The sequence below is a fragment of the Thermogemmatispora tikiterensis genome (assembly GCF_003268475.1).
GTDB lineage: Bacteria > Chloroflexota > Ktedonobacteria > Ktedonobacterales > Ktedonobacteraceae > Thermogemmatispora > Thermogemmatispora tikiterensis.
Genome location: NZ_MCIF01000002.1, coordinates 5,847,106 through 5,871,972 on the forward strand (window position 1 = coordinate 5,847,106; position 24,867 = coordinate 5,871,972).

At 64.8% G+C, this 24,867-nt stretch carries 17 protein-coding genes and 1 CRISPR repeat array; of the genes, 9 read left to right on the forward strand and 8 right to left on the reverse strand.

The window, feature by feature from the left end; all coding sequences use genetic code 11:
* Positions 1-45 precede the first annotated feature (45 nt).
* The 3 genes from A4R35_RS23270 to A4R35_RS23280 all read left to right on the forward strand — a co-directional run bounded on the left by A4R35_RS23270 (position 46) and on the right by A4R35_RS23280 (position 5,596).
* Positions 46-2,148, forward strand: a complete 2,103-nt coding sequence (locus A4R35_RS23270) for a hydantoinase/oxoprolinase family protein (protein WP_112433750.1) — start codon at positions 46-48, stop codon at positions 2,146-2,148.
* The gene (locus A4R35_RS23275) at positions 2,142-3,743 is read left to right on the forward strand and encodes a hydantoinase B/oxoprolinase family protein (protein ID WP_112433751.1); all 1,602 of its coding nucleotides are present in this window, start codon (positions 2,142-2,144) and stop codon (positions 3,741-3,743) included. Before A4R35_RS23270 ends, A4R35_RS23275 begins: the two co-directional genes overlap by 7 nt.
* A gap of 62 nt (positions 3,744-3,805) precedes the next feature.
* Positions 3,806-5,596 carry a helix-turn-helix domain-containing protein gene (locus A4R35_RS23280; RefSeq protein WP_112433752.1) on the forward strand — a complete coding sequence of 597 codons (1,791 nt, stop codon included), beginning with the start codon at positions 3,806-3,808 and terminating at the stop codon, positions 5,594-5,596.
* Here the strand turns inward: A4R35_RS23280 and A4R35_RS23285 are convergent.
* The 4 genes from A4R35_RS23285 to A4R35_RS23300 all read right to left on the reverse strand — a co-directional run bounded on the left by A4R35_RS23285 (position 5,530) and on the right by A4R35_RS23300 (position 11,014).
* Entirely contained in the window at positions 5,530-6,903 is a 1,374-nt protein-coding gene (locus A4R35_RS23285) for an MFS transporter (protein ID WP_189362248.1), read from the reverse strand. The genes A4R35_RS23280 and A4R35_RS23285 overlap by 67 nt on opposite strands.
* Complete coding sequence (locus tag A4R35_RS23290; protein ID WP_223258464.1) at positions 6,887-8,053, reverse strand: MBL fold metallo-hydrolase; 1,167 nt, start codon at positions 8,051-8,053, stop codon at positions 6,887-6,889. Before A4R35_RS23290 ends, A4R35_RS23285 begins: the two co-directional genes overlap by 17 nt.
* Positions 8,041-8,745, reverse strand: a complete 705-nt coding sequence (locus A4R35_RS23295) for an ArsR/SmtB family transcription factor (protein ID WP_112433754.1) — start codon at positions 8,743-8,745, stop codon at positions 8,041-8,043. The genes A4R35_RS23290 and A4R35_RS23295 overlap by 13 nt, the downstream gene beginning before the upstream one ends.
* Before the next feature lie 455 nt (positions 8,746-9,200).
* A CRISPR array of direct repeats spans positions 9,201-10,273; the repeat unit is 37 nt; unit sequence GTTTCAATCCCAAAGCGGGCAGGACAAGCATTCTGAC.
* A gap of 240 nt (positions 10,274-10,513) precedes the next feature.
* A complete protein-coding gene (locus tag A4R35_RS23300) occupies positions 10,514-11,014 on the reverse strand; it encodes a hypothetical protein (protein WP_112433756.1) in 501 nt (166 codons plus the stop codon).
* Between the two features lie 236 nt (positions 11,015-11,250).
* Between A4R35_RS23300 and A4R35_RS23305 the strand changes: the two genes are divergently transcribed.
* The gene (locus A4R35_RS23305; protein WP_112433758.1) at positions 11,251-12,120 is read left to right on the forward strand and encodes a class I SAM-dependent methyltransferase; all 870 of its coding nucleotides are present in this window, start codon (positions 11,251-11,253) and stop codon (positions 12,118-12,120) included.
* A 108-nt stretch (positions 12,121-12,228) separates the two neighbouring features.
* Entirely contained in the window at positions 12,229-14,346 is a 2,118-nt protein-coding gene (locus A4R35_RS23310; protein ID WP_112433761.1) for a WD40 repeat domain-containing serine/threonine-protein kinase, read from the forward strand.
* 122 nt (positions 14,347-14,468) lie between these two features.
* Here A4R35_RS23310 and A4R35_RS23315 read toward each other — a convergent pair whose 3' ends face one another.
* The 3 genes from A4R35_RS23315 to A4R35_RS23330 all read right to left on the reverse strand — a co-directional run bounded on the left by A4R35_RS23315 (position 14,469) and on the right by A4R35_RS23330 (position 17,149).
* Positions 14,469-15,911 carry an extracellular catalytic domain type 1 short-chain-length polyhydroxyalkanoate depolymerase gene (locus A4R35_RS23315; protein ID WP_112433763.1) on the reverse strand — a complete coding sequence of 481 codons (1,443 nt, stop codon included), beginning with the start codon at positions 15,909-15,911 and terminating at the stop codon, positions 14,469-14,471.
* Between the two features lie 467 nt (positions 15,912-16,378).
* Positions 16,379-16,687 carry a hypothetical protein gene (locus tag A4R35_RS23325; RefSeq protein ID WP_146747315.1) on the reverse strand — a complete coding sequence of 103 codons (309 nt, stop codon included), beginning with the start codon at positions 16,685-16,687 and terminating at the stop codon, positions 16,379-16,381.
* A 63-nt stretch (positions 16,688-16,750) separates the two neighbouring features.
* Positions 16,751-17,149, reverse strand: coding sequence for a hypothetical protein (locus A4R35_RS23330; RefSeq protein WP_112433769.1), 399 nt, complete (start codon positions 17,147-17,149; stop codon positions 16,751-16,753).
* Between the two features lie 542 nt (positions 17,150-17,691).
* On the opposite strand from A4R35_RS23330, the gene thiO reads away from it, so the two are divergent.
* From thiO to thiS, 4 genes are read left to right on the forward strand one after another with little or no spacing between them, the layout of a single operon-like run.
* Positions 17,692-18,948, forward strand: coding sequence for a glycine oxidase ThiO (gene thiO, locus A4R35_RS23335; protein ID WP_112433771.1), 1,257 nt, complete (start codon positions 17,692-17,694; stop codon positions 18,946-18,948).
* Complete coding sequence (locus A4R35_RS23340; protein WP_317616013.1) at positions 18,945-19,730, forward strand: thiazole synthase; 786 nt, start codon at positions 18,945-18,947, stop codon at positions 19,728-19,730. Before thiO ends, A4R35_RS23340 begins: the two co-directional genes overlap by 4 nt.
* Positions 19,731-19,748: 18 nt before the next feature.
* The gene (gene thiE, locus A4R35_RS23345; RefSeq protein ID WP_112433773.1) at positions 19,749-20,465 is read left to right on the forward strand and encodes a thiamine phosphate synthase; all 717 of its coding nucleotides are present in this window, start codon (positions 19,749-19,751) and stop codon (positions 20,463-20,465) included.
* A gap of 41 nt (positions 20,466-20,506) precedes the next feature.
* Complete coding sequence (gene thiS / locus A4R35_RS23350; RefSeq protein WP_112433775.1) at positions 20,507-20,740, forward strand: sulfur carrier protein ThiS; 234 nt, start codon at positions 20,507-20,509, stop codon at positions 20,738-20,740.
* Positions 20,741-20,897: 157 nt separating this feature from the next.
* Here thiS and A4R35_RS23355 read toward each other — a convergent pair whose 3' ends face one another.
* The gene (locus tag A4R35_RS23355; protein WP_112433777.1) at positions 20,898-24,371 is read right to left on the reverse strand and encodes a glycoside hydrolase family 3 C-terminal domain-containing protein; all 3,474 of its coding nucleotides are present in this window, start codon (positions 24,369-24,371) and stop codon (positions 20,898-20,900) included.
* Between the last annotated feature and the right edge of the window lie 496 nt (positions 24,372-24,867).

Consider the following 24,867-nt stretch of genomic DNA (forward strand, 5'->3'; position numbering starts at 1 on the left):
CTGCTTGTCGTAGGAGAGGAGAGAGGACTGTCGAGGAGTACAGGAATGACTGCGATTCTTGCCGGAGTTGATACAGGAGGCACGTTTACCGATCTGGTGCTCTTTCAGGAGGGGAAGCTGCGCGTTCATAAGGTCTTCTCGACCCCGCATGATCCGTCGCAGGCCATTCTGGAGGGCCTCCAGGAGCTGGGAGCGTTGCCGCGCCTGCGCACGCTGGTGCATGGCTCGACGGTGGCCACCAATGCTGTGCTGGAGGGCAAAGGAGCCCGCACCGGTCTGATTACCACGGCGGGCTTCCGCGACGTGCTGGAGATCGGGCGGCAGACGCGGCCCAGCCTCTACAATCTGCGCGTGCAGAAGGTGCCGCCGCTGGTGCCGCGGGCGCGGCGGGTTGAGGTTGTCGAGCGGCTCGATGAGCGCGGTGAGGTGCTCATTCCCCTGGATGAGGGATCACTCGAAGAGGCCCTGGCCACCCTGGAGCGCGAAGAAGTGGAGGCGGTGGCCGTGGTGCTGCTCTTTAGCTTCGCCAATCCAGCCCATGAGCGGCGTGTAGCCGAGGCGGCCCGTCAGCGGGGCTGGTACGTCTCGGCCTCGGCGGAGGTCCTGCCGGAATTTCGCGAGTACGAGCGCACCAGTACGCTCGTGCTCAATGCCTATGTGGGGCCGCTGATCGATCGCTATCTAGGCCAACTGGAGCAGGCGCTGCCAGCGGGCACGGGCCTGCGCATCATGCAATCAAACGGCGGCTCGATTTCGAGCGCGATGGCGCGACGTGAGGCGGCGCGGACGCTGCTCTCCGGTCCGGCGGCGGGCGTCGTGGGGGCGCGCTTTGTAGCCCGCGCTTCCGGTATTGAGCGTCTGATCGCCCTCGATATCGGGGGAACGTCGACCGATGTCTCGCTGGTCGATGGGGCGATTACGGAGACGACCGATGGGCGCATTGGGGGCCATCCGACGAAGCTGCCGATGATTGACATCCATACGGTAGGTGCTGGTGGGGGGAGCCTGGCCTGGTTCGATCTGGGCGGTGCCCTGCGCGTGGGACCGCGCTCGGCGGGGGCTGTGCCTGGACCAGCAGCCTACGGACGCGGCGGCACGGAGGCGACGGTGACCGATGCTCACGTGGTACTTGGGCGTCTACTGCCCGAGGCTTTTCTCGGCGGCAGCCGGCGACTCGATATAGCCCTGGCGCGTCAGGCCGTGGGGCGGATTGCTGAGCGCCTGGGCACGTCGCTGGAGGAGGCGGCCCTCGGCATTGTGCGTATCGCCAACGCCAATATGGAGGCAGCCATTCGTCTGATCTCGGTTGAGCGTGGGCTTGATCCGCGTCACTTTACGCTGGTGGCTTTTGGCGGGGCTGGTCCTTTGCATGCCTGTGAGCTGGCGGCGTCCCTCTCGATCCCGCGCGTGCTCATCCCGGCAGCCCCGGGGGTGCTCTCGGCCCTTGGTATGCTGGTGGCTGATGTTCTCAAGGACTATGTGCGTACGCTGATGCTGCCGATCGATCAGGAGCAAGCCCAGGCGGCGATCGAGGGGGCGCTCGCTGCTCTGGAAGAGCAGGGGCGGGCCGATCTGCTGGCCGAGGGCTTCGCGGCTGAGCAGATCCAGATCGAGCGCTATCTCGATCTACGCTATGTTGGCCAATCCTACGAGCTGACCATTCCCTACGGGGGCGACTGTGCTCGTGCGGCTCAGCAGTTCCATCTGGCCCATGAGCGTCGCTTTGGCTACAGCGATCCCAACGAGCCGGTGCAGGTGGTCAACGTCCGTCTCAAGGCGCGCGGCCTGGTTGAGCCGCCGGTGTTGGAGCGCCAGCCGCTGCAGCCAGAGGCGGTGGTTCAGCCGCTGGAGCGGCGTCAAGTCATTTTCGCCGGCGAGGCCGGGCCGCTGGCGCACGAGGCGGCTATCTATGAGCGGAGCGCGCTGGTGCCGGGGGTGCAGTTCGTCGGTCCAGCCATTGTCACCCAATACGACACGACGACCGTGGTGCCGCCAGGCTGGCGGGCGCGCGTCGATGCCGTTGGCAATCTCTTAATTGAGCTGGCCAGCGATGGCCCGACGGACGCGCAGCAGCTTCAGCAGCAGCGCCGTCAGCCCGCGCAGGCGGCTCAGGCCCAGCTTGCTGAGGAGGGGTCGCACGTATGGTAGATGCCATCAGTCTGGAGATCTTTCGCAGCGCCTTGACGGCCATTGCCGAGGAGATGGGGGCCGTGCTGATGCGCAGCAGCTACTCGCCTAATATCAAGGAGCGGCGCGACTTCTCCTGCGCCCTCTTTGATGCCCGTGGGCGCCTGGTGGCCCAGGCGGCCCATATCCCAGTCCATCTTGGCTCGATGCCCGATTCGGTGGCCGAGGCCCTGGTGGCCTTCGACCATTTTGCGCCTGGCGATATCATCGCCCTCAACGATCCGTTTCTGGGGGGCACGCATCTGCCCGATATTACCTTGATTGCGCCGATCTTTGTGGAGGTTGAGGAAGAGCAGCGCCTGATCGGTTTTGCTGCCAATCGGGCTCACCATGCCGATGTCGGGGGGATGGCGCCGGGATCGATGCCGCTGGCGACCGAGATCTATCAGGAGGGGCTGATTATTCCGCCGCTCAAGCTCTGGGAGGCGGGCCAGCCCAATCGAGCTTTGCTGGCGCTGCTCTTGCGCAATGTGCGCACGCCGGATGAGCGCCGCGGCGACCTGGCGGCTCAGGTGGCGGCCAATCGGACGGCGGCGCGCCGCCTGCAGGAGCTGGTCGATCGCTGGGGCCTGGCAGCTCTGGAGGAGCATGTCGAGGCGCTCATCGACTATGCAGCGCGCATGGCGCGGGCCACCATTGCCGCCATTCCCGATGGCACCTATCGCTTTACCGACTATCTGGATGATGACGGTGTCACGGGGGAGTGTATTCCGATTGCGGTGACGGTGACGGTGCGTGGCAGCGAGTTGACGGTGGACTTTACGGGGAGCGCGCCCCAGGTGCGCGGCAATGTCAATACGGTGGCCTCGGTGGCGCGTTCGGCGACCTATTATGTGGTGCGCTGTTTGATGCCGGAAGATGCGCCGATGAATCACGGGACGTTTGCGCCGGTGACGGTGATCGCGCCGCGGGGCTCGGTGGTGAATGCGCGTCCGCCGGCGGCGGTGGCGCAGGGCAATGTCGAGACGTCGCAGCGCCTGGTCGATGCCATCTTTGGGGCTTTAGCCCAGGCCCTGCCGGAGGTGGTGCCGGCGGCCAGCCAGGGAACGATGAACAATATTGCCGCTGGCGGCATCGATCCGCGGACGCAGCAGCCCTTTGCTTACTATGAGACAATGGGGGGTGGTATGGGGGCCCGCCCGGGCCTCGATGGGCTATCAGGGGTGCATACCCATATGAGCAATACCTTGAATACGCCGGTGGAGGCCTTTGAGTACGCTTATCCGATGCGTGTGACGCGCTATGCTCTGCGCGATGGGTCGGGTGGCCTGGGGAAGGCGCGTGGGGGCGATGGGTTGCTGCGCGAGATTCGCTTTGAGGCGCCCGCAGAGGTGACGCTGTTGACCGAGCGGCGCCGCCTGCCGCCCTATGGCCTGCAGGGGGGTGAGCCGGGGCGCTGCGGAGAGAACTGGCTCTATCGCCGCGATGGCGAGGTGACCTTGCTGCCGGGCAAGGTGCATTTCCGCGCCGAGCCGGGCGATCGGCTGGTGATCGCCTCGCCCGGCGGTGGTGGCTGGGGCCAGGCGCCCGCGCCTGCTGCCGCTGAACGGACCTAGCGCGGGCGGGCCCGGGCTGGGCTGGACCAAGCCGGTCGTCATCTCCTGCAGGAGTGCCCACGATGAAACCGAATCTGCGTCTGAGACATGAGCGCGAGATGCGCGGCTGGTCGCAGGCCAGGGTCGCCGAGGCCATCGGCTCGTCGGAGAAGAATGTCAGTCGCTGGGAGCGGGGCGTCTCCTCGCCGCAGCCCTATTATCGCGAGAAGCTCTGTCAGCTCTTCGGCAAGAGTGCCCGCGAGCTGGGCTTTGTGGAGGATGCCGAGGGGGCGCCTGTGGAGCGCGACGCTCTTCCTGGTCAGGGCCGCCATCAGGAGCGGGTGCTTGATCCGACTATGCCACCTCTGCCGAACGAGGGGCGTGGCCTGGTCGGGCGCGAGACCCTGCTTGGGGACTTGGCGGCCCAGCTCTGTTCTGGGCGCTCGCTGGCCCTCTGTGGGCTGCCCGGCGTGGGCAAGACGGCCCTGGCCGTGACGCTGGTGCACGATCCGCATGTGCTGGCGCGCTTCGAGGCCGGCGTGCTCTGGGCAGGGCTAGGGCCGCGCCCCAATGTGTTGGAGCATCTGCGCCGCTGGGAGCAGTTGCTGGGGGTGCCGGCGGCGGGAGAGCTATCGCTGGAGGCGCGGGCCCGCGCTTTGCGGGTGGCCATCGGGCAGCGCAGCTTTGTGCTGGTCATTGATGATGTTTGGGAGCTGGAGGCGGCCCTGGCCTTCAAGATCGGCGGGCCGCGCTCGGTCTTGATCGCCACGACGCGCTTTCCCCGCCTGGCGCTGGCTATCGCTGGCGAGGGGGCGCGCACGATCCACGAGCTAGAGGGGGCCGATGGTCTGGCCTTGCTGGCGCAGTGGGCGCCGGAGGTGGTGGCCCACGATCGGCGTGCCGCTTTGAGTCTGGTCGAGGAGGTCGGCGGGCTGCCGCTGGCTTTGACCTTGTTGGGAAAGTATTTGCAGTCCCAGGCTCATAGCGGGCAGCCGCGCCGTTTGCAAGCTGCTCTAGCGCGGCTGCGCAGCTCGCATCAGCGCCTGCATGTCAGTGAGATGCGCAGCCCATTGGAGCAGCCACCGCATCTGGCCTGGGGGACACCGCTCTCGCTGCAATCGGCGATCGCGGTCAGTGATCAGCAGCTTGATGAGCAGGAGCGCGAGGTGCTGCGTGCCCTCTCGGTCTTTCCGCCGAAGCCCAATAGCTTTAGTGAGGAGGCAGCTCTGGCTGTGGCGCAGGCGCCGCCGGAGGCTCTCGATGCCCTGGTCGATGCCGGCCTGCTGGAGAGCAGCGGCGCCGGGCGCTATTTGTTGCACCAGACGATTGCCGACTATGCCAGCGCCCATCTGCGCGATACCCAGGCTGGCGAGCGTCTGGTGGCCTATGTGACGAGCCTGCTGGAGCGGCATGGAGGCGACGACGCAGCCCTGGAGTTGGAGAATCGCAATATTGTGGCCGGCCTGCAGTATGCCTTTGAGAATGGGCGCCATGCGCGCTTTATTCGAGGAGTGCTGGCTTTTGCACCTTTTCTACGCCGACGTGGCTTCTATGATCTGGCCCGTCTCTATCTGCAGCGTGCTTATCAGATCGCTATTTGGTCGAGCGATGCGGCAACGCAGGTACGTCTCTTGCTGGGCCTGGGTGAGGTGACACTACGTCAGGGCGATCTCAAGGCGGCGGGCGGCTATCTACGTGAGGCGCTGGTGCTGGCGCGCGAGGGTGGGCAGCGGCGTGAGTGGCGGCGCGCTCTACGTCTCTTGCGCTACCTGGCCTGGCGCCAGGGCGAGGTGGAGAGGGCCGCCGACTATGGGGGCGAGCTGGCGGCGTTGTGGGAGGAGAGTGGGGGGGCCGGAGCCACGGGCGCTGATTGAGGACGCGGCAGGGTCTCGCGCATAAGCAGGGCGGCGAGGACGCCCGAGAGGAAGGTGAGCAGGGCAACCAGGCCGATGGCCCAGGGAATCGAGAGTAGATCGGCCAGTAGTCCGGCCAGGAGGCCCCCGACGGCATAGCCGCTGTCGCGCCAGAGACGGTAGACGCCGACCGCTGAGGCGCGCCAGTCGGGCGGGGTGACGTCGCTGACGGCGGCCAGGAGGGTCGGGTAGACGAGAGCGGTGCCACTGCCCAGGAGGATGGCCCCCAGGAGCCAGGGCCAGAAGCCGCGTGTGAGCAGCATCAGGGCCAGACCAATGGCCTGGACCCACATCCCCGCACTGATCATCCCCTTGCGTCCCAGGTGATCCGAGAAGGCTCCTGTCAGGAGCTGGCCCGCGCCCCAGACGGCGGGATAGGCGGCGACCAGCCAGCCGATGTGAGCGGCATCGAGGCCGGCGGCGGCGAAGTAGAGCGGGAAGAGGCCCCAGGAGAGGCCATCGTTGAGATTATTGACCAGGCCCGCCTGACTGATGGCCAGCAGGGTGCGATCGCGCCAGGAGACGTGTGCCACGATCTGCCAGAAGCTCAGTGCGGGCTGCGCCTGAGCCTGGCCCGGCTCTGTCTCCTCGGCGGCGCGTTGCTGCAGCTCCCTGGCCTCCTGGCGGGCGTGCCCCTGCGATTCGCGGGCGCCGAAGAGTGAGAGCAGCAGGCCGCAGAGGGCGAGCAGGGTGCCCAGCAGGAAGGGCTGGGGACGCAGGGCGTAGGTGGCGGCCAGGTAGCCAGCGGCCAGGGCGGCCCCGGAGACAGCCAGGTAGCCCGCTGCCTCGTTGAGGCCCATCGCCAGGCCGCGCCGCCGCGGTCCCACCAGGTCGATTTTCATGATGACGGTGGTTGACCAGCACAGGCCCTGGTTGATGCCCAGCAGGACGTTGGCGAAGACGACCCAGCCCCAGTTAGGTGCGATGATGATGAGCGGCGGGACCAGCAGGCCGACGAGCCAGCCGGCGACGAGGATGCGCTTACGTCCGTAGCGGTCGCCCAGGTGGCCCGCCAGCAGGTTGGCCAGGGCCTTGACGAGGCCGAAGCTGATCAGAAAGGAGAGAATCGCCGTCTTGGAGGCCAGGCCAAAGTCGTGGGCGGCCAGCAGCGGCAGGATGGTGCGTTCGATGCCGACAAGCGAGCCGACGAAGGCGTTGATGATGACGAGCAGGGTGAATTGCGGCCAGTTGGCGCGCAGGCCCAGCTGAGGCGCCTCTGATTGGAGATGCTGTCTCTGGCCGGCTGGGTGCTTAAAGCCTGACTGCACAGCGATTGGGTCCTCCTTCTAGTTCTTCGGGTGGGATGGCGGGCCAGTCTCCGCTTTCGTTAGCGGCGATGATCTCCTGATAGTGGGCTGGTGGCGTGGGCAGGTTGCTGAGCATCTGGGTGCTGAAGACGGCGGGCGATGCCAGGAGTGGGACCAGCCAGGTGCGTACGGCGGCCAGGGTGGTCAGGACGGGCTGGCCGTCGAAGGGCAGCGGGCGTGCGCTGTGGGCGGCCAGTAAGATGGTGTTGTCGGGCAGCGTGAGCAGGTGCTGCAGGCTGGCGTAGAGCATCTCGGCGCGGCGGCGGGCCTCCTCGGTGTCGGCGTCGAGATCTGGGCGTCCCAGGCCCTCGGGAAAGAGGGTGTCGCCGCTGAAGAGCAGGGCTGGTGTCCCCGGGGGGCCGGGCAGCAGATAGCAGGTGCTCTCGGGCGTGTGGCCGGGCGTGCGCAGGGCCTGCAGGTGCAGGCGCCCGATGGCGAGCTGCTGGCCATCAGCGACGGGGATGAAGGGAAAGGCGACGCGCTGCTGAGCGGGCAGCAGCAGGCTGGCCCCGCAGCTCTCTGCCAGGGCGCGGGCCCGCGAGAGGTGATCGGCGTGGATGTGCGTTTCGAGGACAGCGGTGATCTGCCAGCCGCGCTGCCGGGCTTGTTGCTGGTAGACGGCGGGATCGAGGGCCGGGTCGAGGACGAGGGCGGCGGTGCCGTCGCTGATGAGGTAGGAGAGGCAGCCTTTGCCGGTACGCCGGATCTGGATGACGTGCCGCTGCTCTGGCGCTTGCGCTCTGCGGGCAGCTTCCGGCTGCCCGCAGACCCCAGGATCGGGCAGGACGGGGGCCGTGTTCCAGGCCAGGCTCCAGGCGCGCATGCCTCCCTCCAGGGAGTAGGCGGTGAAGCCGCGGGCGGTGAGGAGGGCGGCGGCGCGCTGGCTGACCTGGCCGGCCTCGCAGACGGTGACGACGGGCCGGTCCGCCGGTAGCTCTAGCTCTTCCAGTCCGCCTGTCTGGCCGGACTTGAGGGCCTCGTAGGCATCAAGGTGCTGGCTACCGGGGATCGACCAGGCAGCGTAGGCGGAGGCGGGTCGCACATCAAGGATGGTCACGGGCAGGCCGCTCTCCAGCCAGGTGCGCAGGGTTTCGACGCTCACACTTGCCATGAGAAGTCGCTCCTTTCCTCGATCAGGGGAAGGCCACGTTCTTGCCATTCGGGGACGCCGACTTCCAGGCGCCAGGCGCGAAAGCCGTGGGCGCGCAGGAGGGCGACGGCTTCGTCGGCGAAGACGCAATAGGGGCCGCGGCAGTAGGCGATGATCTCGCAGTCGCGGGGCAGCTCGCTCAGGTGGGTTGCCAGCTCGGCGACGGGCAGCGAGCGCGCCTGTGGCAGGTGGGCGCTGGCGTATTCGTCGCGGGGGCGCACGTCGAGCAGCAGGGCGCGCCCGGTGTTGAGCAGCTCAAGGGCGGCGTCGATGCTGAGGGCGGGCCAGTGGCGGCGCTCGGGTAGCCAGGTCGTGACGAGCTGCTCTAGCTCGGCCAGGTGGGCTTCGCCGGTGCGTCGCAGGGCCAGCCAGAGGCGTGCGACTTCGCCAGAGGCCAGGCGATAACGCCGGTGACGTCCGCGGCGCCGTACGTCGACGAGCCGCGCCGCGTGGAGAATCTGCAGGTGCTGGGAGACGGTGGCCACGGGCAGGGTGGTCTCGCGGGCCAGCTCTTCGACGCTGCGCTCGCTCTGGGCGAGCAGGTCGAGCAGCTCCAGTCGGTGGGGGCTGGCCAGGGCTTTGCCGATGCGCGCCAGTTGTTCGTAGAGCTGGTCTTTAAAGGCTCGCTTGCTTTCAGAGCGCTGATATTCCATGCCGATCTCTGCTCTCCTCTTCTTTTCTCTCTCTGTTATGCTCTTCGCTCTTCTCCTGGGTTCGCTGGTCTGCTGGCTGAGGCGAGCGGCGCGCCGTTGTTGGTGGGCCTGGCTCTGTGCTTGACTCAGTTGTCTCTGGCTGTCTGATTGTCTGGTCACCGGCTTTTCTGCGCCAGGCGTTGCTCTCTTCGATAGATTGATATTCAATAGAATAATTGAATGATTGAGAGATGTCAAGGGTAGGGTAGCAGGCCAGGCAGGGGCGAGGAGCTTCAAGCCTGGAGCGGACGGGGCAGGCTTACTGACCTGGATTACGGCTAGCGGTTCTTAGGTGTAGTCAAGCGGCTGCAGACTCGGGCAGGCAAAAGAGGCATACTGACGATATTTTCAATCCCCAAGTGGGGAGACAAGCATTCTGACGTGGAGGCCTTGCTCCTGATCGGGGCGTTCTGGCTCTTTCAATCCCCAGGCGGGCAGGACAAGCATTCTAACGCGATGATGGGAGCACCGGTAAGGTCCATCTCTTCGTCTTTCAATCCCCAAGCGGGCAAGACAAGCATCCTGACGTGGTGATCGGCCAGCAGCTCTTTGCAGTCGAAATCGTTTCAATCCCAAAGCGGGCAGGACAAGCATTCTGACTCTAAGGTAATAACAATCAGTATTGATTACAATTTAGTTTCAATCCCAAAGCGGGCAGGACAAGCATTCTGACCGAGAAGAGCTGGCCGAGTTTATCGATCAGGTATTTCGGTTTCAATCCCAAAGCGGGCAGGACAAGCATTCTGACCCTCAGAGATGTTTTTGGATCACCGCGCCATCATTGAGTTTCAATCCCAAAGCGGGCAGGACAAGCATTCTGACTCAGCCCGCCCAAGGCCGCCCTAGCCAACCAGCCTCGTTTCAATCCCAAAGCGGGCAGGACAAGCATTCTGACATACGTGCATGTGGCAGGGTCAGGCAATAACGTCATGTTTCAATCCCAAAGCGGGCAGGACAAGCATTCTGACTGTCGCGCGCCACAGGCAGCCCCTGGGAGTACCACCAGGTTTCAATCCCAAAGCGGGCAGGACAAGCATTCTGACAGAAGGAGGAGCAGTCCTTCTGGCCGGATGACCTGGTCGTTTCAATCCCAAAGCGGGCAGGACAAGCATTCTGACGGACGAACGCCGGCAGGCGTGGCAGCTGCCTGTCATGTTTCAATCCCAAAGCGGGCAGGACAAGCATTCTGACCCAGGCTCTTGGGCGGCTTCGTGCAGGCGGCCTCAGGTTTCAATCCCAAAGCGGGCAGGACAAGCATTCTGACGTAGTCTGATTTTCTGCAAGGGCTAGCGCTTCATCGTTTCAATCCCAAAGCGGGCAGGACAAGCATTCTGACGAACTCCCCTCCCCTCATGAGCATTTCGGGCGCGGCAGAGTTTCAATCCCAAAGCGGGCAGGACAAGCATTCTGACCAAAAATGATGCAACTACTTCACCATGAGTCAGTAGAATCGTTTCAATCCCAAAGCGGGCAGGACAAGCATTCTGACGGTACCCCCTCTAGAGTAGCATTACAAGCGGCCTCAGTCAAGCCTTTTCGATGATCCCAAGAAAACGGTCATAAGTGACCGCTTTTGCGCGGTCATGATGCCAGCCAGAATCGGCCTGAGACCGCCTGCAAAGCCATTCGAGGATCGCTGCGTGAAAACTCGGCAACTGAGATCCTCGAAGCGAACGGCGTGAGCGGCAAAAGAGGCTCATCCCCTCTACCAGCAGCCGAAGGAGCAGCATCAGCAGAGAGGAGCTACACCGGCACCGACTCGCCCTGCTACCGACCATCTCCGGCCTCCAGCGCCAGCCCGCTGGCCGACGAAGCCAGACCCTGACCTGAGTACACAGGGGAGAGAGACGCAGACCCCGTCGCCTTCGGCCAGACCCGCCGTCGGCATTGAGATCGAGCTGCCCACTGCCAACGGCGATCTCATCGTACTCTCGCTCTCGGCAGCGGATACCTGGCCTCCAGCGCGCGGCAAGAGCAGGGCCAGGCTACCAGCAACGTCCGCCGGCGCTCCCAGCGATCGACTCCCCACCCCAACCAGGGGACCGAGCAGCACATCGGGCAGAGCCGTCGCCAGAAAGAGCGCTCCCGTTGCCAGCATCGAAGCCCTGCGGCGGTAGACAGCCAGCGGCAGCCCGATCAGCAGCAGCCAGGTGCTCATCAGCGAGATCAATGCCGCCAGCCAGCGGAGACCGAAGGCGCGCCGGCGTAAGGAGGTAGATAAGAGTGTCATCCGTTCGCTCCATCCATGCATGCTCTCCAGGGATATAAGTCAAGACTGCTGCGGCATAAGTAGAGGCTCCTGTAGAGGGAGCGAGATCACTTGTCAAGCGATATTCTGTCCTGTTATCCTACAGAAAGGAAGCAAGAAGCATCAGGTCCATCCTCTATGGAAAGGGGATCGACAGGCCTGGGAGTGCAGTGTGGGAGCACAACCAGACGATCGAACACAAGGAAGGAGCAGTCAGCATGGAGCCAAGCACTTCCAACGACGAACCGGCCCAGAGCAGCTACCCAATCGATCCCGAGCAGACCGCTGAGCTAGCGCGCCTGATGCAACAGGATCGCCTGGTGACCGAGGCGATGGGCGGCCTCTTTCCCGAAGGGCAGTCGCTCCCACCCGACGGGCAGGTTCTCGACCTGGCCTGTGGCCCTGGCGGCTGGGCCATGCAGGTTGCTTTTACCTATCCTTCTGTCGAGGTGATCGGTGTTGACCTCAGCCCTGGCGTGATCGACTATGCCCGCGCCCAGGCCCGTAGCCGCCGCCTGACCAACGTTGCCTTTGCCGTCATGGACATCAGGCAGCCGCTCACCTTCGCCGACGCCTCCTTTGACCTGATCAACGGGCGCTTCCTCTTCAGCTTCATGACGCCGACGGCCTGGTCGGCGCTGCTCGCCGAGTGTCGACGGCTCCTCAAACCCGGCGGTATCATCCGTCTCACCGAGACCGAGGGACCGCTGACAACCAGTCCTGCCACCGAGCGTCTCTTTGCCCTGGGCTACGCCGCCCTCAAGCGCGCCGGTCAGAGCTTCTCGCCCGACGGCAACCATATCGGCATTACCCCAGTGCTGCCACGGCTGTTGCGTCGGGCTGGCTTCGAGGAGGTGCGCCTGCACGCTAGCGCCGCTGAGTGGTCGCTTGAGACGCCCCTGCACTATGCGTTTTTCAAAGATGAAATGGTGGCATTAGAACTGTCACTTCCCTTTCTGAGCAAGATGGGCATGGGCAGCGAAGAGGAGCTACGCCGCCTCTATCAACAGGCTGTGGCCGAGATGCAGGCTGACGACTTCTGCGCCCTCTGGACCTGGCTCACCGTCTGGGGCCGTCGCCCCGGCTGAGCAGCAGCGCATCAGGATGAACCGTAGCAGAGAGGCAACACGAATCTGGGCGGAACTGCGGCCCAGATCGCGGTGGCCGTCCACAATCCCACATTGAAGGAGGGCCGGATGAGCAGTACCTTCCCTCACGAGCGTTTCTGTGATCACTGTGGGGCGGCCAACCCGCTGGATGCCGTGCGGTGTTGGCATTGTCAGACGCCGCTGACAGCCCCGCAGGAGGAGCCGGGGGCGGTGCTGGTTGGGCGCTATCGTCTGCTTCACGGGCTGGGCCAGGGCGGTATGGGGACGGTCTTTCTGGCCGAGGATCTGCACCTTGGGAGAAAATTGTCTGCGGTGAAGCGTCTCTACAAACGCCATCTGACTGACCAGGAAAGGGCCGTGGCCGAGCGGGCCTTTCAACAGGAGGCGGAACTGCTGGCCAGGCTGCGTCATCCCGGGCTGCCGACCATTCTCGACTACTGGAGTGAGCCGGAGGCCAGCTATCTGGTCATGGACTACATCGAGGGCGAGACCCTGGAAGCCATCCAGCAGCGGGTCCCGCAGCAGAGGCTGCCCCTGGAGCAGGTGTTAGACTGGGGCCAGCAGCTCTGCGAGGTGCTGATCTACCTGCACGAGCAGCAGCCACCGATTATTTTCCGCGACCTCAAGCCAGCCAACGTAATGCGCCGGAGCAGCGACGGGCGCCTGCTGCTGATTGACTTTGGGATTGCGCGTCACTTCAAGCCGGGCCAGACTCATGACACGCTGGTCTTTGGCTCACCCGGCTTTGCTGCACCGGAGCAATACGGGCTTGAGCAGACCACGCCGCGCAGCGATCTCTACAGTCTCGGTGCCTTGCTGCACAGCCTGCTGAGCGGGCGCGATCCCCGCCACCAACCGTTTCGTTTCGCCCCTTTGCGGCAGCTCAATCCGGAGGTTCCCGAGGAACTAGCCCGGCTCATTGCCCAGCTGGTGGAGCTGGAACCGAAGCAGCGCCCGCCATCAGCGCGCGAGGTGCTGAAGCGGCTGAAGCCACTGATCCAGCAGCCTGGAATCTCCGACGGTGAACCTTCTCAAGCGCAGCCCTCCGGCGCTTCTCCGCCAAAGCAGGCCCTGGCGCCGACGGTTCCAGCGGGGCCATTTGTTAACGTAGTGGGCCAGTCTGGTCAAAGCAACCCGGCTCACGCGCGGCGGCTGCGCCTGCTTCAGCAGCCTGGGATATCACGGCGCTCCTTGCTCGCCCTGGGCCTCGGCCTGGGCGGTGCCGTCGCTCTTCCTCTTACCATCGTCGGCATCAAAATTCTCCTCACTCAGTTGGCAAGGCAACAAACCTCTGCTGCAACAGCGAGCATCCTGGTGAATCCGCTACCTCTGCTCCTGACCTGCCGGGGGCATAACGATTGGGTGACGGCCCTGGCCTGGTCGCCAGACGGTGCCATGCTGGCCTCCGCCTCTAGTGACCGCACCGTTCGCCTCTGGGACCCCAGGCACGGCCAGACCCTACGCGTTTATCATGGCCACCGGAGCAGCGTCCTGGCAATATCCTGGTCCTTCGATGGTATCTACATAGCCTCTGCCTCCACGGATGGTCTCATCCACGTCTGGGAAGCGAAGACCGGGCTGCCGCGGCTGAGCTACCAGGCGCATCACGGACCGGTCACTGCCCTCGCCTGGCTCAGGGAGCCGAAAAGCTCAGTCTTAGCCTCGGCGGGCGCGGATGGCCTCGTGCACATCTGGAACGGCCTTAGCGGCCAGCTCATCTTTACCTATGAGGGCCACCGCGGCAGTGTCCGCGCCCTCGCCTGGCAGCCCGGCAATAGCCTGCTTGCCTCAGCGGGCGACGATAGCACTGTCCAGATTTGGGAAGCCGTCTCAGGGAATCGCCGGCTCCTCTATCGCGGCCATCGCTGGTCGGTCACCTGTCTGGCCTGGTCGCCAGACGGTGACACAATCGCCTCCGGTGCGGCTGATACCACCGTGCAGGTCTGGGACCCCAACAGCGGCCAGCTGCAACAGACCTATCGAGGACACCACAATACGGTCACCGGTGTGAGCTGGTCGCCCCAGGGAGGCGAGATCGCCTCGTGCTCCTATGATAACACCGTCCAAGTCTGGTACAGCTATATCGAAATGCCTCTGGAACGTGGCCAGAGCTATGCCCCCCAGGCCATTGCCTGGTCGCCAACCTCTACCCTGATCGCCACTGGCGACCAGAATGCACTCGTAGAGATCTGGCAACCTTCCTAGGAAACATCTCACAAACAGGCAAGCGGGCCACTGCCGCCGACACGGAGACAGCAGCCCGCTCTAGCAGTGGCGAGCAAGCAGCACTCAGCCGGCTGCTCGCCCTCCTCTCCTGGACGACCCTGCTACACCACGGCGCAGTTCATACTATTGAGCGTAAAGGCCGTCGGCGGCGGATTGCTTCCGCTCCAGGTGGCCTGGAAGCCCGGCGGCACACTCAAGCTGCTATTGGCCGGGATCACCGCATTGACGGCCACGTTCGTCACCGTCACGGCGCTGCCCGCCTGCGAGAAATTCCCGTTCCAGCTCACCGTGATCATCTGGCCGTTGGTGAAAGAGAAGCGCAGCGTCCAGCCGTTGATGGCGCTGGAGCCAGTGTTAGTGATCGTCAGGCTGGCCTGGAAGCCGCCGCTCCACTGGCTGACGATGCCGTAGTGGATCTGACAGGTGGAGGCCGCTGGCGTCGGGCTAGGTGTCGGAGTCGGCGTCGATGTGGCTGTCGAGCTGGGGGTCGGCGTGGGCGATGGGCTGCTGGTGGGCGTGGCTGTCCCGCTGCCGCTCCCGCCATTCATTGGGTGCTTCATGAAGAAGCTGTAGATGGCATTGGTGGCGCTGGGACCCTGCGGATCGGTATAGGAGCCGCTGCTGCTGCCGCCGGACCAGTCATGACCCATGCCATTGATCTTCCAGTACTCCTGAATCTCGTTTCCCTGGTTATCGTTCCAGGACTGCACCGTGTAGCTGTGCCCGCCCGAGACCTGGCCGCTGACACTACTGCTCGGACTGCCGAAGCTGGCGTTGTAGCTGCCGTTCGAAGCCAGGTGATCGGTTGTCATCCACTGCTGGACCACCTGATCGCCATTGACCGGGTAGACCGTATAGTCGCTCTGGCCCTGGAAGACGATCGTCGGCACCACGCGGGCAGCGCTGCCCATCGCTTGATAAGCGGCCTGCCCCTGCTGCTGCGGATTCGGCCCGCCTTGCATCATCGCCGTGGTCGCCGCCGTCTGCGAGGTCGCCGCCTGATATTCCAGGCCCGAGGCCGAGGCGATGGCCGCAAAGATATCTGGGTAGGTCGCTCCCATAATCACCGCCATCGCCGCCCCTGCCGAGAAACCAGCAACATAGACGCGATTGCGGTCGATGGTCCACTGCGAGGTGTTCTGCTCGACGGTTTGGACAATGCCGGCGATGATGGCCGGCTCGCCGCTGCCGCGGGCCTGATCAGCGGGAAGAAACCAATTCCAGCAGGAAAGAGAGTTGTAGCTGCTCGTTTGCTGAGGATAGACCACGATAAACTGATCCTGATCGGCCAGCGCGTTCATCTGCGTGCCGTTAGCGAAGTCCTGCGGCGTCTGGGTACAACCGTGGAGCATGACGATCAGGGGGACCGCCGTGCCAACCTGGTAATTGGCCGGCGTATAGACATAGTAGGGACGGCTGCCGGCTGGTCCGTTGTAGGTGTATTGGGTGAAGGTGCCGCTGCTGGCGCGAGCCTGGTGGAGGAAGAGCGCTCCACTAACGAGCAGCAAGGTGCAAACGAGCGCCAGGCGAACGATGTTCCGCATGCTGAACCCCCTTGACGGTGAGGTGATGCCAGGGGCAGGCTCTCTGGCATCCTCGCCCTGGAAAAACGGGCGTAGGAAGAGAGAACGGGTGAGAAAGCAGAAGTATCAGCCCGGTAAAAAGCGCTCTCGTGTAGATGAGGCAGGGGAGGAAGAAGGAGGTGCGCCACCTCCACAGCTCTGGCCTGGCTGATCAGTGTAGAGAAAGGACCAGCCAGAGATGGGCAAGTTCTGGCTCCAGCTTCACACCATCCTGATGGTGACGGGCGGCTGGTCATTGCCGGCGTCCTCCTTGCTGAAATAGCGCCTCGCTGCGCTGGCCCTCACCCTTGTTCTGGCTGCCTGATCGGGCCAGCTTGCCGGGCGGCAGACTGACCCTGAGTGAGCGCTGCTCTCCAGGGCTGAAATGACATATGAATCATGTATCATATCACTGGCTCTTTGTCAAGGGCTGGCGCTATGAGCCGTCTTTACTGCTCAGAAGAGGGTCGCAGCTGCTTGAGGAAGAAGCTCAGGGGCTCGGCCAGCTCGTGCGTCAGCGCCTGACACCGCTGCCGGGAGAGCGCCATCAGCCGGTCATAAGTGGAAGGTGAGAAGAGCCAGACGCGCAGCAGAGGCCACTGGCCCCGCCGCCAGGCTGATGACCGCTCCTCAGCAGGTGCTGCCAGGCCCGGACCTTCCTCGACGAAGAAAAGCGCCAGGTGATAGAGCGGCAGAAAGCCGGCGGTTTCTTCCCAGAGGTGCAAGAAGGGTGTGGGTGACTCCCGGCCCTCTGTCATTGAGCGCAAGGAGCCTGCCACGTCGTACCAGATCAGGGTTGCGGGTGGCTGCGAGAGCAGCAGCTACCAGGCGAGCAGCAGCGCCGCCTCAACGGCCTCCTGCTCGGCGCGCGGCCAGCTGCGCCACTGGCCGTACGCCAGCTTGTGAGCGAGCTGGCCCAACTCCAGCGCAAAACCATCATCCTGGCCGCGCAGGACCAGCTCCAGCCAGCGCGGCAGAAAATGCTTGAAATCCGTCACCTCGCCCCAGGTCGTCATGGCCTTCCAGGCGTAGTGCTGCAGATCGGCGCCCCTCAACTGTCTCAGCGGTAGGCGGCCCAGGCGCGCAATCTCCTCCTCTACCATACAATGTGGACAGGCCCACATCTCCCGACGGAACAGATAGACGGCAGCAGAGGTGCGGTAGAGCCGGGCAATGGCCTCCTCGCGGGCTGCTGCGGGCTGCTGCTCCGGTTGCCTCATCGTCATCAGCTCCTCATAATAAGGAATGGGCCTGGTGGCCGCTCGTTGTTTGCACTCCTGCCCGGTATAACAGACCCTCTGGCCAGAGACCAGCAACAGTCTACTCCACTCGGGCGTGAGCGTGCCCATCTGGCTGGTAACAGGCGGCAGCCATATGGTATCATCTCTGTAGGTAGATAGGTAGAAAGAAGACGATCGACCTGTCCTGAGCGATGTGCTGGCGTCCGCCGTGCTGAATGGCTTGAGGCCGGCGGGCGAGCTGACAGACTCAGACAGGCGGACGGATAAGCAAGGAAGGAAGCGAGGGGAGTCCGGAGAGCCGGGCTGAGAGTGCGACCCCGCAATGTCGCAGACCCTGCAGCAGACACCTGATCTGGATCATACCAGCGGAGGGAACGCTTTCTTCTCCCACCGGCTCCGCTGCCCAACGTGGTATCACGTTCTCCAGCGGAGAGCGTCGGCAAGAAGCCGTTTCCCGGCCCGCCTGGGGAGGCGGCCTTTTTTTATGGGGCCGTCTGTCAAGGAGAGGAAGGCAAGAGCCTATGCAACGGCGAACCTATGATGTCGTGGTAGTGGGAGCGGGCATCGTTGGCTGCGCCACGGCCTACCATCTGGCGCGGGCCGGACAGCGCGTCGCCCTGCTTGACCGCAGCGGCGTCGCTGCCGAAGCCTCCGACGCTGGGGCCGGCATGCTCACCCCCCTGGCCGAGGCCGGCGCCAGCGACCTGAACGATCCCCTCTTGCGCCTCGGCCTGGCCGGCCTGCGCCACTACGAAGCCCTCGAAGCCCAGCTAGAGAGCGAAGCGGGCCTGTGGGCTGGTCTCGTCCATCTGCCGACCCTCTATCCTGCCTTCGACGACGGGCAGGCTGAGGCCCTGCGCCGCGACCTGGCCGCCCTGCAGACCCTGCGTCCCGAGCTGCGCTGGTTGGAGGCCGACGAGGTCCGCCAGCGTGAGCCGCTGCTGTCTCCCAGCGTACGCGGCGCTGTCTTCTCGCCCGCTGAGGGCAACGTTGCCATTGGCCACCTCACGCGCCTGCTCGCGCGCGCCTCCGTGCTCAACGGGGCCGAGCTGCTGGCGCCCCGGAGCGCCCTCTCTCTGCTCTGGGACGGCGCCCGCGTGCGGGGCGTCCTCACTGAGGTCGAACCCATCGAAGCCGCTCATGTTGTACTCGCTACCGGCGCCTGGAGCAGCGCCTGGCATGCGCAGGGCGAATGCGCGGCCATCGTCTACCCGCTCAAAGGCCAGCTGCTGGCTCTGCGCACCAGCGGCCAGCCCTTGCGTCACACCATCTACGCTGGTCCGCTGGGCTATCTGGTTCCCAAGGCCGACGGCAGCGTCTTCGTTGGCGCTACCTCCGAGCGGCGCGGCTTCGACAAGACTCCGACTGCTGGCGGCCTGGCCCATCTGCTCACCGTCGTACACCGTGTGGCCCCGGCTCTTGAGGAGGCCGCCGTTGACCGCACCTGGGCCGGCCTGCGCCCCGTCTCCGCCGATGGTCTGCCCTTCATTGGGCCGGCGCCCAGCAGCCCCGGCCTCTGGCTGGCCGTCGGTCATGGGCGCATTGGCGCCATCACCGGACCCGTGACGGGCTTTATCATCGCCGAGCTGATCCAGGGGCGGCCCGTGCCCTACGATCTCGACCTGCGTCCCTTCGCGCCCGAGCGCCTCGGCCCCTGGCGACGCCGGCTGACTGCCCTCAACGCAGCCGAGGCCGCGCAGCGCCAGCCAGAACTGTTCAGCCAGGCTCCCACCCAAGCCGAAGCCGCCGCAGAAGACCAGAGGAGAGAACGATCATGACAGAGGACCTGCTCACTATTGGCACGCGTACCTTCCGCTCCCGGCTCCTGCTGGGAACGGGCAAGTACCGCAGCTTCGAGGAGATGCAACAGAGCCTGGAGGCCAGCGGCACCGAAATCGTCACCGTGGCTCTGCGCCGCCTGGACCTCTCGCGCCCCGGGCAGCCAACGCTGCTCGACTATCTCGATACCGGGCGCTACACCATTCTGCCGAACACCGCCGGCTGCAAGACTGCCGAGGAGGCCATCCAGATCGCCCATCTGGCGGCGGCGATGGGTCTGCCGCGCTGGGTCAAGCTGGAGGTCATTCCCGATCCCGACTATCTGCTGCCCGATCCCGTCGCCACCCTGGAAGCCACGCGCCAGCTCGTCAAAGAGGGCTTCGAGGTCCTGCCCTATATCAACGCCGATCCCGTCCTGGCTCGGCGCCTGCAGGATGCTGGAGCCGTCACCGTCATGCCCCTTGGCTCACCTATCGGCTCCGGACAGGGGCTGCTCAACCTGCCGCAGATCCAGATCATCATCGAGCAGGCGCGCGTCCCCGTGATCGTCGACGCCGGTATCGGCGCCCCCTCGGATGCCGCCTTTGCGATGGAGCTGGGGGCCGCAGCCTGCCTGATCAATACCGCCGTTGCCCAGGCCGGCAATCCGGTTCTGATGGCGCGCGCCATGAAACTGGCCATCGAAGCTGGACGGGCCGCCTTCCTGGCCGGACGCATTCCGCGCCGTCCCCAGGCCGTGGCCAGCAGCCCCCTGACCGGTCTGGTCGGCAGCCCATCCTGAGCTGAGCAAGCGAGCACCATGACAGAAGAGAGAGCACCAGCCGCGAGCGACTGGCCGGCCCTGGTTGCGGAGCGCGGGCCGCTGCTCTGTCTGGTCACCGACGAGCAGCATCCGGCTCTGCTGGACATCGCGCGCCAGGCCCTGGAGGCGGGTATTGACCTCCTGCAGCTGCGCGGGCCGAATCTATCGGCGGCGCGTCTCTATGAGCTGGCGACCATCCTGAGACCGCTGGCGCGCCAGCTCGGCGCCCGCCTGATCATCAACGATCGCCTCGATGTGGCCCTGGCTGCCGGGGCCGACGGCGTCCAGCTCGGCAGGCGCTCGCTGCCGCTGGCCGTTGCTCGCGCCCTGCTGCAGCGCTGTGGGCAGTCGCTGCTGCTCGGGGCCTCGGTCCACTCGCTGGCCGAAGCAGAGGAGGCCGTCGCTGCCGGTGCCGATTACCTGCTGGCCGGCACCATCTTCCCCTCACCCTCCCATCCCGGCCAGACCGGCGCTGGCGTTGAGCTGCTTGAACAACTGCGCGCCCGCTGGCCTCGCCTTCCGCTGCTGGCCATCGGCGGCCTCAGTGCCGCCAATGCCGCCCAGGTGATCGCCGCTGGAGCCGACGGCATCGCCGTCATCTCGGCCATCTACGGTGCTGCCTCCGTGGCTCAGGCCGTGGAGGCGCTGCGCCAGGCCCTGGCCGCTGGTGCCCAGGCCCGCCGGCGGCCATCCCACGGCAGCCAGGCGATCTGAAAGCCAGGCAAGGAGCAAGAAAGGAGGAGACGAGTACACCAATGGCAGAAGATGCAGTATCCCAGGCGGAACTGATGACCATTGTCGCTAACGGCCAGCCCTGGAATGTCCCACGCGAGTGCACCATCGCCGACTTCCTGGGCCAGCTCGCCCTGACGCCAGGCCGCGTCGTGGCCCTGCTCGACGGTATCATTGTCCCGCGCGAGCGCTTCGCCGAAACGCGCCTGCACGAGGGCTGTCGCCTGGAGCTGGTCACGATGGTTGGCGGCGGCTGAACTGGGGCCATTGCCACAGCGGAGAGAAAGAAACTGGCGCGGCCCACTCCCTGGGGGAAAAGGAGCGGAACCGTGCCAGCCTGTCAACGCGGGGTAAGGCCGCGGGCTGCCGCGCGCACAGCCCGGCCTTCCGCTCCGCGTGGAGTCGGCGCCTGCTTTACCTGGCGGCGACCGCGAAGAGGTGCAGGTTGCTGTTCGTCGGCAAAAGCAGGTAGGCCACCTGCTTGTCAGCCTGCAGCGGCAGAGCCGTATAGTAGACACTCACCGCATGGGGACCGAGCGTATCACCCGGGGGACGGTTCCAGTGATCCGCCGTCGCCAGCAACTCATCGCCCGGCGCCGGCTGATTGGCGTACCAGTCGGCCAGCGTCAGCGTGGCCTGCTGACTCGTCCCATCGCTATAGAGGATCGTCAACGACCCGCTCTGAGTGCCAAAGGCCGCCGCCCCGAGGAAGGCCAGCGTGGTCCCCTGGGCCGAGAAGGCCACAGCCTGCCCCTCAGCGCTCACATTATCGGGCTGCCCGGGCGGCACATTGGGCCAGGTAAAGGTCACCCCATCATGTATCACCGTCGCCCCAGGCGTCAGCCCGACCGCCGCCAGCGCCTGAGCCGAATAGCTGTAGCCGCCGCCGTCAAAATTGCCCGCCGACGGGTTACTATCATCGCTGATGCCCACATTGTTGTAGGCCGCCGCCAGCGAAGGATAAGGGACCGTCAGGCTGGTCGAAGCCTGCAGGTGTCCTGGCCCGTCCGCGCTCACAAAGCGCGCACTCGCCTGCAGCGTATAGCTGCCCGCGGGGGCGCCCGCCGGAGCCGTTACCTGCCAGTGTACCTGCACCGTCTGGCCGGCCCTCACCGTTGCAAACGTGGTTGTTCCCTCTGGACGTGCCTGCCAGCCCTGGGGAACCTGCAGCTCCAGCCGCAGCGCGTGCGCCGTCAGGTCCCCGCCATTGGTAAAGCTCGTTGTCACCGTCGCGCTCCCGCCGCCAGCCAGCAGCGCGGGCGCCTGTACGCTCACGTAGCGCGGACCGTTGGTCACGCGCACCGCGAAGCTGCCCTGCAGGCGGATATCGCGCGACGACGATCCCACCTGCACCGCATAGGTGCCGTCCTGCACCACCCAGGCATGGGCGTTCACGTCCCAGTATGAGAGATCGCGCGGATTCAGCTCAAAATGCACGTGCTTCGTCTGGCCAGGCTGCAGAAAGACTTTCTGAAAGCCTTTCAACTGGCGCGGCGGCTCCGGCACGTTTGTCGAGGGGATACCAAGATAGAGCTGTACCACCTCAGCCCCGGCGCGCCGCCCCGTGTTCGTCACATCCAGATCAATGGCAATCTGGCTGCGATAATCTGCCTGCGTTGGCGTCACCCGCAGATGGCTGTAGCGGAAGGTCGTATAGGAGAGGCCGTAGCCGAAGGGGAAGAGCGGCGTAATCCCGCGCTCATCGTAATAGCGGTAGCCAACAAAGACCCCCTCCGAATAGTCGGCCTGATCGTTGATCCCCGGATATTGGGCTGGCGTACTGGCTGGCAGATCGCTGGCCGAGCGCGGGAAAGTCATCGGCAGCTTCCCCGAGGGATTGACATCGCCGAAGAGCACCGCCGCAATGGCGTTCCCATCCTCCTGGCCTGGATACCAGGCCTCCAACAAAGCCGGCACCTGATCGACCCACGGCATCAGCACCGGTCCGCCTGTATTGAGCACCACAATCGTCCGCGGATTGGCCTGAGCGACCGCCTCAATCAGCTGATCCTGGGCCCCGGGCAGCTCCAGACTGCTGCGATCGGAGCCTTCCGACTCCACATCGTTTGCAAAGACAATGGCCACATCCGAGCTTTTGGCCAGCGCCACGGCCTGCGAGAGCAAGGTATTCTCCTGACCTGGAATGCTCCAGCCCAGAGCCACATTGCTTGCGCCGCCGTTCTGGTAGTACTCCACGCGAATGGCGTAGGGCTGGCCCGCCGTCAGCTGGATGGTGGCCGTCTCGGTCGTCGTCGCCTGATCGCGCCAGTTATCGATCAGCAACTGATTATTAATATAGAGCCGGCTGCCATCGTCACTCGTCAGCGAGAAGGTATACGTCCCGCTCACCGGTGGCGTCAGCGTCCCCGTCCAGCGCGCCGACCACTGAGTCGCCGGCACCCCGGGACCCGGCGATTGCCCGTTCCAATCGAAGTTGATCTGGCTATCGATGCGCGTCAGCACCGGGCTGCCCGAGAGCGTCATATTGTTAAAGTATTCGCCCAGCAAGCCCTGCCCGCTGCCCGAGGGCGGCGTCAGATACTGGGCCTCGATCGGTGGCAGCGTCCCCGTCGTCGTAATCCCCTGCGCGTAGCGCACCGTCACGCCACTCCCCGCGCGCTGCGTAATCCCCTGCAGCGGCGTCACCACGTAGGGCGGAATCACATGCGCGCTGCCGCCGCCCGTGGCCTGGGGGGAGACCGAGGCATCGGGACCAATCACCGCAATCGAATGGATCTTACTCGGATCGAGCGGCAGTAGCTGACCGTCGTTCTTGAGCAGAACCGTGCCGGCCTCGGCGGCCTGGCGGGCGAATTGAGCATGTTGGGCGTTGGTCACCGTCGCGCTCGGGCTGCCAGTCGTCGGATAGTCGAAGAGGCCAATCGCGAACATCGTGCGCAGAATGCGATGCACCGCCTCATCGATCGTCGCCATACTGACTTCCCCGCTGAGCACCGCCTGCTTGAGGGCGTTGCCAAAGTAGGTGCTATCGGGCATCTCCATGTCGAGGCCCGCCGTAATGGCCGGCACCGTACTATGGGTTGCGCCCCAGTCCGACATCACGAAGCCTGGGAAGCCGAAGGTCCCCTTAAGCGTCGTATTGAGTAGATAAGGATTCTCGCAGGCGTAGACGTTGTTGACCTTGTTATAGGAGCACATCACCGCTCCGACGCCTGCCTGTTTGACGGCGTACTCGAAGGCTGGCAAGTAGATCTCGTGCAGGGTGCGCTCGTCGACGTTGGCGCTCACCGTCGTACGGTGATACTCCTGATTATTGGCCGCATAGTGCTTCACCGTGGCGATGACATGCTGGCTCTGGATGCCCTGGATATCGGCACTGGCCAGCATAGCCGTCAGATAGGGGTCCTCGCCCAGCGTCTCGAAGCTGCGGCCCCACTGGGGATTGCGCAAAATATTGACTGTCGGTGCCAGGGCCACATTAGCGCCTTTGCCCCATTCCTCATTGCCGAGATCCTGGCCGTACTGGCGCATCAAACTCGTATCCCAGCTCGCGGCCAGGGCCTCCGGGGCCGGGAAAGCTGTCACGCCCGTCATGCCGTCGGCCACTCCGGCGGGGCCGTCCTCCAGGCCGAGGGCCGGAATGCCCAGGCGCGTATTGGCCGGAATGTAGCCGACATAGCTACCACCAGACCAGCCGTGCAGCATAGCGATCTTCTCGTCGAGCGTCATCTGAGCCAGCAAGAGATCGGCGCGCCGATCGGGTGAGAGGCTGCGGTTCATCCAGGGGCGAGCCGAGGCGGGGGCGGCCACGGCCTGCGCTCCTGTGGTAGAGAGGGAGAGGGAGAGGCTCCACAGACAGAGCAAGAGCAGCGTTAGCAGCAGTCTCAGCGCCATCCTGGCGCCAGGCAACAGTACAAGGCGTCGCATCTAGCACGCTCCTTCGTTGGCGAACTGAGCCAGAGAGAGACACTCAGCATTGCGTGCTCTGGCACCCTCGATCAGGCCCGCCTGGGCAGGCCGGACCGTGGCAGGCGACAGGCCGGCAGAGGTGGGGCCTGCCTGCGCTCCGGGGCGAGATCAGGAGAGGCTGGCTGGCCCCCCTGCTCACATTCCTGCAGCCTGCCGACGTTGTACCGAACCGTGTGGCTGTCGAGCAATCCCCCGTTGCCCGAGCAGCGGCAGAACCCAACTGGCAAGACGAGTCACAGCGGAGGCAAGCACCTGGGTTCTGCCCGCACTCTTCTCTCTTGCATAAAGCATGCCGAAAACTGTGCTCTGCCATACGGTTGCGCCTCTCGACAGTCATTCTGCGCTTTTATCGCTGCAGTGTGTTACACAGGAAAGCGCTGTGCTACACTGAAACCGGAGCGTGCCCTGTTTCAATGTTCTACCGAAAAGCTCCATAAAAAGCGCTCACAGTGAT